This is a genomic window from Gelidibacter salicanalis, from assembly GCF_016469035.1.
GTDB classification, from domain to species: domain Bacteria; phylum Bacteroidota; class Bacteroidia; order Flavobacteriales; family Flavobacteriaceae; genus Gelidibacter; species Gelidibacter salicanalis_A.
In genome coordinates, this window is sequence record NZ_JAEHJZ010000052.1 from 83,320 (window position 1) to 97,204 (window position 13,885).

The window sequence follows — 13,885 nt, forward strand, 5'->3', positions numbered from 1 at the left end:
TGTTTTCAGGTTAACCTATCTTTTTAAATTGTAGTTACTAGGGATTGGTAGCCTAGTGAAGTTCAGAAAAAGCTTGTCCTTCTCATATAATACGGTAAGCTCATAATTAAGGTTCTGCCGATTGAGAAATGATGGCAAAAAAAAACAGACCGTCAGGTCTGCTTTTCTTTTAAATAACTATAGAGGTTACTTTTTTAAGATATAAAAGTAAGAGCGTCTGTTCAACTGGTGCTCTTCTGAAGTACATTTAACCCCATTTGAACATTTGTTCAACAATTGGGACTCTCCGTAACCAATAGCGCTTTCTATACGCTCGGTAGCAATTCCGCGAGAGATGATATAGTCCCTTGTAGATTTTGCTCTTCTGTCAGATAGCTTTATGTTGTAACTATCACTTCCTCTACTGTCTGTATGTGATTCAATTTTGATTACCATTTCAGGATGCGCTCTCATCACATCAACAATATGCTCCAATTCATACTCAGCATCTGTTCTGATGTTCCATTTATCAAAGTCAAAGAAAATCGGATTGATAACAATTTGGTTATTATCAATTAATGGGGTTAAGTAAAGATCGGCATTGTTAACTTTTCCGTTTTCAAAATTGGTAACCACCTTCTTCATATCGTCTTTGTAATCTTTTTTGCTGCCTAACACCGTATAACTTTTATCACAATCAGCATCAAATTCATAGGCTCCTGTAGCTGTGGTCATAACCGTTGCGATAATTTTTCCTGAATTGTTAATTAATTTTACTTCAACGCTAGCAAGAAGCTCATTCGTTTTTGCGTCTCTAGCAATACCTTCAATTTTTTGTTGACAAGGTTCTGCATTAAAACTGTAAATATCATCACTGCCTTTTCCTCCTGGTCGGTTGGAAGAGAAGTAACCGGTTTTGCTATTCTCATTGATAAAAAAGGCAAAATCATCATAACCGCTATTATAAGGAGCGCCTAGATTTTCGGGTTCAGTAGTGTCATCTTTTAAGATATTGGATTTATAAATATCTAATAGACCCAAATTTAAATAGCCATCAGATGAGAAGTAAAACGTACTGTCTTTAGCTACAAAAGGAAACATTTCACGACCTTCAGTATTTATTTGAGAACCTAAATTTCTTGGTTCGCTATAGTTTCCATCTTCTAAAACATCTACTTCATAAATGTCAGTATGACCCAATCCGCCGTCACGGTCAGAAACAAAATATAATTTCGTGTTATCTGGGCTTAGGGCAGGGTGGCCATTGGAAAAATAATCATCATTAAATGGTAGTTCAACAATGGATTCCCATTGACCCTCTTTTAAAGTAGCTTTGTATAATTTAAGATGAGAAGTACCTTTACGGTCATAGTCTAATTTATTTCTTTTGTCTAGGTTATCTCTAGTAAAGTATATGGTTTGGCCATCATTTGTAATAGCCACTGAAGCTTCATGATATGCGGTATTGATCTTTGTCGATTTAATAAAATTAGGATCGCCATATTCTTTTTTGCCTTCTTTATCTGTTACTGATAAGGAATATAAATCTAAAAAAGGTTCATCATTCCACCCGTAATTCTTTTTCAAATCAGCATGTCTGGAAGATGCAAAATACAATTCGCCATTAGCCGTATAGCCGCCAAAATCAGAGAATTCAGTGTTAAAAGGCAAATTTTCAATTTCAACGACCACATCTTCAGTAGATGCTAACTCTTCATACATATCAAGATTGTTGGCATCAAAGTTTTTAACGCGACTGTCGCCACTCTGAATCTCTTTAAATTTGACCAACCATTTGTCAGCTTCAACATAGTTGCCAATACTTCTTAAGCTTTGGATGTATTTAAAAATGTATTCAGGATTAACATCATTGTATCTGTTAAGAGCTTTACCATACCATAATGCCGCTTCTTGAGACTTTGAGTTGTTATAGTAACAATCTCCCAATCGGGTTAAAACATGGGCACTGCTGTCGCCTTTTTTGACGGCTTCTTCATAGAGTTCAGTTGCTTTTACATAGGCATAATTCTCGAAGAATTTATCGGCCAATTTTTTTTGAGCAACCATGAACGTGCTACTAAGCGCAAAAAGAAATATAAATAATTTTGTTTTCATAGTCATAAGTTTTAGAAGTATCGAGGCGATTTAATACGTTTACTTTTAAAGATTTCGAACATCAGGAGGATTTCGTGGGTACCACTTGTATAAGGTCTCAAATCTGAAAAAGGATATTCATAGGCGTATCCAATACGTAATTGTTTAGAGACTTGAAAATCAGCAATCCCACTTAAAGCTGACGTGTTTTCATCAATCCTGTAACCTCCGCCAATCCACAACACTTCGTTGAAAAGAAAGTTAGCGGTTAAATCTAAAGATAATGGTGCTCCGTTTGTCGCTTTCAACATGAATGCCGGTTTAAATTTGGTGATGGCACCCAAATCAAACACATAGCCACCTGTAAAATAGTAGCTCAAGCGCTCTAAAGCTTCAAACTCCTGTTCACCGTTATAATCTGTATTCAATAATCGAGGAGCAGAAAGCCCCAAGTACCATTTATTAGTATGCCAATATGCACCAGCACCAACATTAGGCTTCCATCTATTCTCATAACCATAGATAATTGGATCATCAAATTCAGCCGCCCTAAAATCAGGATCAAGGCTAAACCCGGTAAAACCAGCTTTTAATCCGAAGGCCAATTTTGTGTTTTGACCGGTTTGAATGGTGTATGAAAAGTCAGCATAAACATATTGGAAATTTTGGTATCCAAGCTCGTCATTAATGAATGACATTCCCAGACCAATTTTTTCATTACGCAAGGGTGCATGTACAGAAAGCGTTTGGGTTGTTGGGGCTCCTTCGAGTCCTACCCATTGACTTCTGTGCAAACCTACCATACTCAAAGTCTCTCGACTCCCAGCATACGCTGGGTTAATGGAGATAGTATTGTACATATACTGTGTAAACTGGGGTAATTGTTGTGCAACGCCTACCCAGCTTGTGAACAGTATTAAAACGATGATATTAAACTTTAAAAATTTCATAGGTTAAAATTTATTTGGTTGCAACGTAGATTGGACCTGCAAAAGGTTTTAATCCACTATTTCTTAGGTTAATGACGTAATAATATGTTCCTGTTGGTACATAGTTTGAATTCCCAACGGAAGCTTTAGATGATGTCCCATTCCAATCATTTTGATAGTTTTTAGATTCATAGATCATAGCACCCCAACGGTTGAATATTTGAAGCTCTACAGTAAACCCACAAGTTTCAACTCCGGTTACGGTAAAGAAATCATTTTTACCATCAGTATAGGTAGTGACTGCCTTCGAAATGATCACATCTTCAGCGCCACATGGCAACACCACACAGTCATCATGCAATCTGATATTTACAAAGGCTTCAGATGTACAGTAATCATCAGCTAAAGTGTACTTAAACGTATAGGTGCCCAATTCCAATTGATAAGGATTGAATATACTACCATCTAAAGATGCATTACCCGTAACTACAGACCATGTACCGTTGGTATCAAATGTGCCATTCAATAAGTCGAAAAGATTAAAATTCAAATCGTCACCATTACAAAGCTCGGTATCCGTAACCGTAATGACAGGAGCGGCATTCACATTAATAATTTGGGTATATACTGCTTCATTGTTACAGGTATCAGATACGGTCCAAGTTCTGGTGATCACGTAGTTTTCAACACCTTCTGCAGCTGTTGACGTTTCATTAAACGCAACATTAATGGTGTTAGAACAAGAATCTTCAAAAACCAAGTTTGGAGCAGTAGGAATATTATCGCAAGCAAGGGTGATTTCTGACTCATATTGCGTCACTAGGCTAGGAGCAGTAGTATCTTGAACATTGATAGTTTGTGATGCTGTTGAAGCATTTCCACAAGCGTCAGTTGCCGTCCAGGTTCTAGTGATGGCATACGCACCTTCACAATTCCCGTCAGTTGTAACATCGTCAAACGTTAAGGTTATGTCAGATCCACACTCGTCTGTCGCAATTGCTTGAACAAATGTTGGTGTTACTGAACAGTCTACGGTAGTCTCGCCCGGTAAAGTTTCTATAACTGGCGCGGTAGTATCAGTAATTGTATATGTAGCGGTGGTGGTAGATGAATTCCCACAGCCATCAGTAGCGGTAAAGGTAATTGTACCTGTACTATTACATTCTTCAGAAAGCGCTATAAAATCATTAGACCATATTACTGCAGAACAAACATCTGAAGCTGTAGCACCACCATTAGTTTCTAACCAATTTTGGAAGTCGCTCATAGTACCTTCGCTAATGCACTCTGCCGTAAAATTAGATGCTGGAGTAAGTACGGGTGCAACACTATCCTGAATAGTATAGGTCGCAGTAGTTGTACTAGCATTTCCACAGGCATCAGTAACTGTAAAAATAACTGTTACTGGTTCATTACAATCAGAACCTCCACCATCATAATTGTTGGTCCAGGTCAAATCAGTTGAACAGGAATCCGAAGCAGTAGCCCCGCCATTGTTGGTTAACCACGCTGTTAAACTTCCAGTATTTCCCTCAGCGTTGCAGTTTAATACAACGTTCTCAGCAGGCGTTTCGATAACAGGTGCTGTAGTATCTACAATTGTTAAAAATTGGGTTGCGGTAGATGTTAATCCACAGTCGTCCGTTGCTGTCCAAGTTCTTTCGATAATTTTTGTGTTTCCACAGGTATCATAGGCATCAACATCAGCATAAGTAACTTTTACACCGCCACAAGCATCAAAGGCATCTGGAGTTCCAGTAACAGAAGGATCAATAGACTCTGAACATTCAACCAAAATATCTTTTGGAGCCGCGATTATTGGAGCGGTAGTATCAACCACTGTAATTGTTTGGGATGTTGATGCTGTATTTCCACATTCGTCTGTAGCGGTCCACGTTCTTGTGATGCTTTGGGTGTTGCCACAACCTGCAATAGCACTATCTTCAAACGTAATAACGACCTCGCCACAACCGTCAGTTGCTGTTGCCTCGCCAAAACCACTTCCACTCATTCGGGAGAGACCAGAACATTCAAGTGTAACGTCTTCTGGAGCAGTAATTACTGGGGCAACTGTGTCAACCACATTGATTATTTGATCTCCAGTCACCGCATTTCCACAAGCATCTGTAGCAGTCCATGTTCTGGTAATAATTTGTGTTGTTCCACACGCTGCAACAGCGGCATCTACATAAGTAATAGCTACTTCACTACAAGTGTCGGTTGCTGTTGCTAATCCAGTGGCAAAAGGTGCCATAGACTCAGAACACTCAACAGTTGTATCTAATGGCAGGGTTAATACAGGTGCAGTAGTATCAACAACAGTAATTAATTGTGTACCAGTACTAGCATTTCCACAAGCATCAGTTGCAGTCCATGTTCTTGTGATGGTTTCTGTTTCTCCGCAACTCTCAACGCTGGCATCTACGTAGGTTATTTCAACACTACCACAAGCATCAGTAACGGTTGCTGTTCCTGTAGCAGAAGGCTCTATTGACGCGCCACATTCTACGGTTTTAGCTTCAGGCGTTACCAGGGTTGGGGGTGTAGTATTTTCAATAGTGATTGTTTGGGTAGTTGATGCTGCTTGGTTACAAGTATCAGTAATCGTAAAGGTTCTCGTAACGATTAATGGACAGGTACCTGAGGTTGTATCACTATAAGTAACGGTAGTAATGCCATCTCCAGTAAATGTACCACCTTCACTTAAAAACTTAGCGATGCCAATTGTTGAAACAGAAGCACTGTAAGCCAATGATGCGGTATTGTTAATAGTGATATCATCTACAGTACAGCCGTTAACAAGGAGGGCAGCAGGTGCATTAATTTCTATAGGACTTGTGTTTTCAGTAATAATTACAAAAGATTTGGTTGTTGTACAATCTGAATCGGCATCAGACACTGTAACAGAATAGGTGCCTTCCGCTAGATTGTTTATATTTTGCGTTGTTGCAATCGGCGTTCCGTTAAAGTCCCACGCATAAGTAAAGTTACCTGAACCTCCTGTAGTGGATATGCTCAGACTACCGCTGTTAAGATTTGAACAGGAATCATTGACTTGCTCAACCAAATTTATGGTTAGACCATCGTTAACTGTAACAGTAAATGGTGTTCTATTAGGATTGACACAGTTTTCAGCAGGACCTTCTGATGCATAATACGTAAATGTACCTTTTACACTTGTATCTGGAACCAAAGAAGATTGGCCAACAGTGTTAGGGTTATTATCAGCATAGTAAAAAACGGTATAGTCAGGATTGCTGGCTTGCGCTGACAATGGATTAGCAGTTTGGTTTAAGCAGTATTCTACATTAGCAACTGTAGGAGATGAAGTGATATCATTTACCTCAATTGTGAATGTATAGGTACAGCTCGTAACTCCTGGAGGAATTGCGTAATAAGTGCTTTGTCCCTTAGTAGCAGGGAAAGGATTAGAGGCAGTGAACTGAATTGAAGCATCAGTTACTGGAAAAGAATTGTAAAATAACGATCCCGGAGGAAACTGTGCAGCGATTTCTGAGACAGGAATACTATTATTCTCTAGATTGCAATATAAAAACGTTCTTGTAAGAGAAACATTGGCACAATTATCCAGAATGTATTGTTCAGCATCGATATCTACTACAATTGGATCCGTATTTGGGATACCTTCACAAATGCCATTTTGGTCATAGCCTTGTATAAGAGGCAACGAATAAACTATACCTGAGTTTGCCCCAGTTCCTGATATATATCCTCCTAGAATGACAATTTTAGGAGCACACCCATCATTCACTAAAATGGAGCAGTCTTCTGTAGTTTTTAATTTGAAACGAAGGTTTGCCAATAATTTGGTTACATCCGTATCCAAAGGTAAATACGCAATGTCCCATACAATAGCACCAGTCGCGCCTTCATTAGGATCGTAATACGGCGCGGTCGCGTTAAATAAACTATCGTATTCATTAAAAATGATACTACCTGGCACAAATTGAGACGTAAACGGAATTGGTATTACCAATTTTGCGTTTTGTATAGGTTCGGACCCTTTGTTTCTAATTTCCAGATTGTATTGTAGCTCGTCTCCCGGTAAAGCAACATAAGGTGCTGTTGCAGGATTACCCGCAATATCAACTAATGACAACAACCCTTCAGATTCTGGAATATAAGAATCCACTGCAACAGTTATATTGAAAATGGCATATGTGTCCTGTGTAGACCCATATTCAAATCGGGTAGAGGTTTGATTGTTATTGATGATGGCTTTATCCTCATTATCCAAATCGAACATACTAATGTCCATACCCGTATTGTTTAATAGATACGGTATTCTTACACCTGGTGTTTGAATGGAAGAGTTAAAAAAGTTAGTCAGACTATTTCCAGAATGTGCTAAACTTTCAAAGGCATTATCACTAGTTCTTCTAATTTTAAAATAGTCACCAGCAATGGTTCTATCGCCTTCACCTGCCATAACACCCAACTTTACTTTAACAGGTCCCTGTTGAGTAGTGTTAAAACCAGAAACGTCTAAGAAATGACTGATTGTAATGCTGCTATCTACAAATGCGTGACCATCAAAAACAGTCACATCTTTCCAACTCATTTCTGAATTTTCATAAACCACTACCATGCCCCAGCCACCATAAAAGCCAATGCCGTCTCCATCTCCTTCTACAAGTGCGATGTCAGCAACATGATATAAGCCATTGTTGCCATTGTTTTTTACATAATCAGTAACATCAACATATGCAGAAAATATGTCGTTGTCTGTTCCTGATGGATAGTAAATATCAGTGGCATGAGCAGTTAATTGTGTGTAATTTGTGGCGTTAGGCCCCTTAATTGATACTTTTCTCTTATTAAAACTTTTTGTGCGTTCAACAGTTTCATTATAGGTTGACGTATAGGAGATGTTCACATGCGCTCTGTTTTGTGGTAATACTTCTAATCTTTTAATTTTTAGAGCATAGTCTGAACCAGAAAAGATGGTATAAGGCGTCTTTAGAATCACATTTGCATTTGTCAAACTACTGGTTGCCACATCTGTTTGCGGACCGTTATTGACCGATACTTTTAGGTAGGTCTTGTCATCATTATAGCCTTTATAAAGAAAAAACTTAACAGTGTTTCCACCAGCAGTAGAAGTAAACGTATAGGTTGCAAGAGTGGTGGAGTTAGTTATTGCGAGACCGTAAGTTGTATTTGGGATAGCTTGACCATTAAAAACTTCTGCATCATCACTAATGTTCTCAGTTATGGTCTTTCCAGTAGCAAATTCTTTGGTTACCGTAAATTCATTGTCTCCAGTAGATCTACCGGTCCAATATAGACCAGCGTAAACAATATTAGTACATTCAGGACTAATCTGATCTGACAAATTTAACGATGCGGCAGAAGAGTTCCATGTTGCATTGTCATTGTCAACATCAACATAGGCCATATCTTCACTATTGTTGCCATTGTCATCATAATCAACCAATGTTAAATTGGTATTGCCTAGCATCGTAAAATCACCCTTTACGTTATAAACGGTTTTGTTGGGTGTAAAAGCAGAAGCTCTTGGTGTAAATTCCACCTTAACCTGTGCTTGAGTAAAAACAGAGGGCGCTAGTGCCAAAACCACTACCAGGACTAGCTGTAGGATCGGTTTTATGTTATTGATTTTTTCAGTGTATAGTTTTTTCATAGTGATAACTTTTAAGGAAGTCAGTAGGTATTATGAACGTTTATAAATGTTGTAAAAAATGATAATTTCAGGGTCAGCATTTTGAATAAAACTTCTAATCTGATCTTCAGTTACAGGAAATTCACAATTAAGGTAGATGTATTTTAAATTATTAAAACCTTGTGTTGAAGACAAATTGAAAGGCGTATTTAAAGTGGTAGTTGATGCTATATCAATTTTGATCATTTCCACTTTATTAAAAAGCGCATTGCTTTTAGAAGCCACATTAAAGGATTTCGTATCCTTAAATTGTAATACTAAAGGCGCAGCACCCGTAACCTTTGAAATACCATTGTTCTTTACATAAATGGTCGATTTTAAATCATAAAGTAAATCTGTAGGAATTTCTTGAGTTGCAGTAGCGCTTCTGTTAGCTACAATATCGCCGGGTGCAAACCTTTGATCGCGATCCGTTACGTTGTGAATTGCGTTTCCCTGAGAAAAACATGCACCTGAGAAAAGTCCCATAAGCATTATGATACTTAAAAACTTTGTTTTAATTTTGGAATCCATAGCCTGAATATTTATTGATGTAATTATTTTAAAAAACTAAAAGTCTGTATTGAACAGGTAAATAGCATAAGTAGTAACATACCACTACTTTTTTCCTTAAATTAGACGAACATTAACTGGAATGTTGTAAATAAAGGAAATGGGTTTAACTGTGTTGAGGGAAGTCATATTGCTGGGCAATACAAGATAGGATCGATTAACATGTGTTTGATTTGGGGTCATTTTACATTAATTTATTTGAACAAAGCAACAGATAACTAGTTGGTTAATCAAAAATAAATGTTGATTAACTAAAATAATCGTTAAAACGAATCGACGTAACACTTTATCGATACAAACCACATTTAATCGAACATTATCATGAAGACCATCGTACTTATAAGACATGCTAAATCCTCTTGGGAGCAGGACATCACTGATTTGAGCCGTCCTTTAAGCAAAAGAGGCGTCACTGACGCCCATCTACTTTCTACATCTTTAGATGATTTAAATTTTCAACCGGACGCCATTTTTTCAAGTCCAGCAAACAGAGCATTGTCTACCTGCTCGATTTTCATGGAAAACCTTGGGTTTCCTGACGAACTATTGAAAATTGAAGAACAGCTTTATGACTTTGGCGGCAACCGTGTGTTGCGGTTTATAAAAAATATGGACGACAACCTTAACCAAGTGATGATTTTTGGTCACAACCATGCATTTACGGAGTTGACCAATGCACTCGGAGACCGAATTATAGACAATCTGCCCACTTCAGGGCTGGTCATGATTCAATTTGAAATTGATTCTTGGAAAGATTTACAAAAAGGCCACACCAAAATGATTTTAAAACCCAAAGACCTTAAATAACAGCTGTTAAACAGGCCTTTTTGAGAATATATTCTGTTGTCATATGTGCTCTCAGTTAACAAATTGCTATTCCTTATCAAGTGACTTTATTTTGAGTGATAAATAGAATATATTTGTCATAGATTAAAATTTCAGTCCGCACTTAATGGTTACAGATATAAATTCCAATACATACATCAATAGAGAGTTGAGCTGGTTGCAGTTTAACGAGCGTGTTCTACAAGAAGCAGAAGACGAGGGCGTACCGCTCATAGAACGCCTTCGGTTTTTAGGGATTTTCTCAAACAACTTAGACGAGTTTTTTAAGGTCAGATACGCCACCGTAAAGCGGATTGACGAAGCCGGTAAAACGGGTAAAAGTGAATTGGGCGGAATTTCTGCCAGTGAATTATTGGAGATCATCACCCAGATTGTCATTAAGCAACAAAGTGATAGTCTCCATATTTTGGCTGCCATACATAAGCGTTTGGAAGATGAAAACATCCATATTGTCAATGAGACCCAAATTGATGAAGCCCAACATCGTTTTATAAAAAACTACTTTATTCAACACGTCAGTCCCGCGTTGGTGATCATTATTTTAAGCGAATTGGTAAAACTTCCCACTTTAAAGGATAGTGCAGCCTACCTTGCTATTAAAATGGAGCTGGGCAAACAACAAAAACAGTATGCGCTGATAGAGATTCCGAAGTCGATGGATCGGTTTGTGGTACTGCCTAAAAAAGGTCTGGACAATTACATCATTCTCTTAGATGATTTGTTGCGCTATTGTATGGATGACATCTTCAATATTTTTGAATATGAATCGGTCTCAGCGCACATGATTAAGATTACGCGTGATGGCGAATTGGATTTCGAAAGTGATTTAAGTAAGAGTTTTATCGAGAAAATCTCCGATAGTGTGAAACATCGGCAAACGGGAGAACCTGTGAGATTTGTATATGACAAAACCATCGATCAGGAAACCTTGTTGTTTTTGATGAATATGATGGGCATTGACTCTAAAGACAGTGTGATTCCTGGCGGTCGTTATCATAATAGACGCGATTATATGGATTTTCCGAGTTTGGGAAGAACAGGTTTATTATATGATAAAATAAAACCCTTACCCGTAAAGGGATTGAGTTTAGAACGAAGCATCTTCAAGAACATCGCTAAAAAAGATTATTTACTGCATACGCCGTATCATACTTTTTCATACATCGTCAAGTTTTTAAGGGAAGCAGCCTTAGATCCTAAAGTAAAAAATATAAAAATTACCATTTACAGATTGGCACAAATTTCCCATGTCGCAAGTTCGCTGATCAATGCCGCCAAAAACGGTAAAAAAGTAACCGTTGCCATCGAGTTGCAGGCACGTTTTGATGAACAAGCCAACATTGACTATGCAGAACAAATGGAAACGGATGGTGTCAATTTATTATTTGGGGTAAAGGGACTTAAGGTTCATAGTAAAATGTGCGTGATTGAGCGCGAAGAAAATAATAAGATCAAGCGGTACGGATTTTTAAGTACCGGAAATTTCAATGAATCAACGGCCAAACTTTATACAGATTTTACCTTGTTCACTTCCGACCAAAGAATTTTAAAGGATGTGGTGAAAGTGTTTGATTTTTTCGAAACCAATTATAAAATTTTCAGATATAAGCATATCATCGTGTCGCCACATTATACAAAAACCAAACTATTTAAACTGATCGACACTGAAATTGAGAACGTCAAAAAGGGTAAACCTGCATTTATCAAGCTGAAGCTTAATAGTATTTCCAGTTATATGATGGTGGATAAACTTTACGAAGCCAGTAGGGCAGGTGTTAAGATTCAGATGATTGTAAGAGGCATCTGTTGTTTGGTTCCCGGAATTAAAGGCATGAGTGAAAACATTGAGGTGATCAGTATTATTGATAAGTTTTTGGAACATACCAGATTATTGGTGTTTTGCAACAATAATGACCCCAAAGTATTTATTTCATCAGCCGATTGGATGTCGCGGAATATCGAAAATAGAGTGGAGGTAACCTGTCCAATCTATGATGCTGATATTAAAAAAGAATTACTGGATGTCTTTGAGATCTCTTGGAATGATAATGTAAAGGCCCGCATGTTGTGTGGCTCCCATGAAAATAAATACAAACATAATAACTTACCAAAGGTTAGGGCGCAATTTGCCATTTATAATTATTATGTCGATAAATTACAGGAATAGACTATGTTGACCATAAAAAAATACGCTGCAATTGACATTGGTTCCAATGCGGTGCGCTTGCTTATTGCAAATATTATTGAACAAAAAGGAAAACCCACGCTTTTCAAGAAAAGCTCTTTGGTACGGGTACCCATTCGTTTAGGAGCTGACGTCTTTTTAAACCAGAAAATTTCCAAGGAAAACGAACTGCGCTTAATAGATACCATGAACGCTTTTAAATTGCTGATGAAATCACATAAAGTTGTGGCCTATAAAGCGTGTGCTACTTCGGCAATGCGTGAAGCCGAAAATGGGGCTGATCTGGTAAAGCTTATAAAAAAACATGCTAAGATAAAGATTGATATTATTGATGGTGAAGAAGAAGCCGCCATTATTGCCGCTACAGATTTGAATAGTTTTATCGATAAAAGTAAAACGTATCTATATGTTGATGTTGGGGGTGGAAGTTCAGAGTTTTCTGTGATCCATCAAGGAATTACCACCGCTTCAAAATCGTTTAAAATAGGAACCGTAAGGTTGTTAAATGACATTGTCCAAAAAGAAGCTTGGTTAGAATTGGAAGCGTGGATTAAGAACAACACCAAGGATTTTGAGAAAATTGATCTCCTGGGTTCGGGTGGAAACATCAATAAAATCTTCAAAATTTCAGGAAAAGCTTTGGGTAAACCTCTAACGTATTTCTATCTGACCTCTTATTACAACATGCTTCAAACCTATAGTTATGAAGAGCGTATTACGGAACTCGACTTAAATCAAGATAGGGCAGATGTGATCATTCCGGCAACCAGAATTTATCTTTCTGCCATGAAATGGAGTGACGCCAAATATATTTATGTTCCTAAGATTGGGCTTTCAGATGGGATAATTAAGAGTGTTTATTTTGGTGCGGTTTCTAGCGTAAACATCGTATAAATTAGCCGTTTATCTTCTTTTTTATGTGACATATCTAATATTTCTTTGAAATAATTATTTTCAAATTATATTCACCCTCTCAAATCACATATTATGAAAAATTTTTTTACGCTATTCCTTGTTTTAGGTCTATCGACCTACTCGTTTTCACAAGATATAAAATACGGTGTTCATTTTGCCACCAACATCTCCAACATGGATTATGATGTGGATGGCATCCGATCAAACCCACATAGAAACGGTTTTGTATTTGGAGCTTTTGTCGATTTCGGACTGACCGAATCCTTAGCAGTTATGACAGAGTTGCAATATTCTCCAGAAGGCGCCAATTTGCAATATTATAAAACCGATTATCTCAATCTGCCAATCATTTTAAACTACACTATTTTTAACGATTTGAAACTAGGTGTAGGTCCGCAAGTGGGTTTGAAGGTCTACAAACACAATGACGGATTCAAAAACTTTGTCTTTTCAGGTGTTGGATTTGCTGAGTACATGATTACCGATGAATTTGGTGTTGATTTCCGTTATTTATACGGCATTTCCAATGTGTTTGACGATGAATTAAACTTAGAAGCCAGACAAGGTGTGATGCAATTTGGAGTCACTTACAGGCTCTAATAGCAGTTAATTTGGATATAAAAAAAGCTCTAACAGTGTGTTGGAGCTTTTTTTATTATCTAAAGGTAAAAACCCTGCTCC

The 13,885-nt window shown here is 37.6% G+C and carries 8 protein-coding genes; 4 read left to right on the forward strand and 4 right to left on the reverse strand.

From position 1 onward, the window contains the following. Positions 1–186: 186 nt before the first annotated feature. The 4 genes from JEM65_RS19085 to JEM65_RS19100 are packed head-to-tail and all read right to left on the reverse strand — an operon-like array spanning position 187 to position 9,219. The gene (locus tag JEM65_RS19085; RefSeq protein ID WP_199603040.1) at positions 187–2,094 is read right to left on the reverse strand and encodes an OmpA family protein; all 1,908 of its coding nucleotides are present in this window, start codon (positions 2,092–2,094) and stop codon (positions 187–189) included. Positions 2,095–2,105: 11 nt separating this feature from the next. Further along, positions 2,106–3,023 carry a PorP/SprF family type IX secretion system membrane protein gene (locus tag JEM65_RS19090; protein ID WP_199603042.1) on the reverse strand — a complete coding sequence of 306 codons (918 nt, stop codon included), beginning with the start codon at positions 3,021–3,023 and terminating at the stop codon, positions 2,106–2,108. A 10-nt stretch (positions 3,024–3,033) separates the two neighbouring features. Then, positions 3,034–8,667, reverse strand: coding sequence for an HYR-like domain-containing protein (locus JEM65_RS19095; protein ID WP_199603044.1), 5,634 nt, complete (start codon positions 8,665–8,667; stop codon positions 3,034–3,036). Between the two features lie 30 nt (positions 8,668–8,697). After that, on the reverse strand, positions 8,698–9,219 hold the full coding sequence (locus tag JEM65_RS19100; protein WP_199603046.1) for a hypothetical protein: 522 nt from the start codon (positions 9,217–9,219) through the stop codon (positions 8,698–8,700). Positions 9,220–9,579: 360 nt separating this feature from the next. On the opposite strand from JEM65_RS19100, the gene JEM65_RS19105 reads away from it, so the two are divergent. The 4 genes from JEM65_RS19105 (at position 9,580) to JEM65_RS19120 (ending at position 13,804) form a co-directional block, all read left to right on the forward strand. Next, entirely contained in the window at positions 9,580–10,065 is a 486-nt protein-coding gene (locus JEM65_RS19105; RefSeq protein ID WP_199603047.1) for a SixA phosphatase family protein, read from the forward strand. Positions 10,066–10,210: 145 nt separating this feature from the next. Then, complete coding sequence (ppk1, locus tag JEM65_RS19110) at positions 10,211–12,271, forward strand: polyphosphate kinase 1 (protein ID WP_199603048.1); 2,061 nt, start codon at positions 10,211–10,213, stop codon at positions 12,269–12,271. Between the two features lie 3 nt (positions 12,272–12,274). Beyond that, complete coding sequence (locus JEM65_RS19115; RefSeq protein WP_199603049.1) at positions 12,275–13,183, forward strand: Ppx/GppA phosphatase family protein; 909 nt, start codon at positions 12,275–12,277, stop codon at positions 13,181–13,183. Between the two features lie 93 nt (positions 13,184–13,276). Next, positions 13,277–13,804 carry an outer membrane beta-barrel protein gene (locus JEM65_RS19120; RefSeq protein ID WP_199603050.1) on the forward strand — a complete coding sequence of 176 codons (528 nt, stop codon included), beginning with the start codon at positions 13,277–13,279 and terminating at the stop codon, positions 13,802–13,804. The last annotated feature ends 81 nt before the right edge of the window (positions 13,805–13,885 follow it).

Bases quoted from the DNA above. Each gene is read 5' to 3' on its own strand.
- JEM65_RS19100 (WP_199603046.1), bottom strand. From the start codon at position 9,219: ATGGATTCCAAAATTAAAACAAAGTTTTTAAGTATCATAATGCTTATG.
- JEM65_RS19090 (WP_199603042.1), bottom strand. From the start codon at position 3,023: ATGAAATTTTTAAAGTTTAATATCATCGTTTTAATACTGTTCACAAGC.
- JEM65_RS19095 (WP_199603044.1), bottom strand. From the start codon at position 8,667: ATGAAAAAACTATACACTGAAAAAATCAATAACATAAAACCGATCCTA.
- JEM65_RS19115 (WP_199603049.1), top strand. From the start codon at position 12,275: ATGTTGACCATAAAAAAATACGCTGCAATTGACATTGGTTCCAATGCG.
- ppk1 (WP_199603048.1), top strand. From the start codon at position 10,211: ATGGTTACAGATATAAATTCCAATACATACATCAATAGAGAGTTGAGC.
- JEM65_RS19085 (WP_199603040.1), bottom strand. From the start codon at position 2,094: ATGAAAACAAAATTATTTATATTTCTTTTTGCGCTTAGTAGCACGTTC.
- JEM65_RS19120 (WP_199603050.1), top strand. From the start codon at position 13,277: ATGAAAAATTTTTTTACGCTATTCCTTGTTTTAGGTCTATCGACCTAC.
- JEM65_RS19105 (WP_199603047.1), top strand. From the start codon at position 9,580: ATGAAGACCATCGTACTTATAAGACATGCTAAATCCTCTTGGGAGCAG.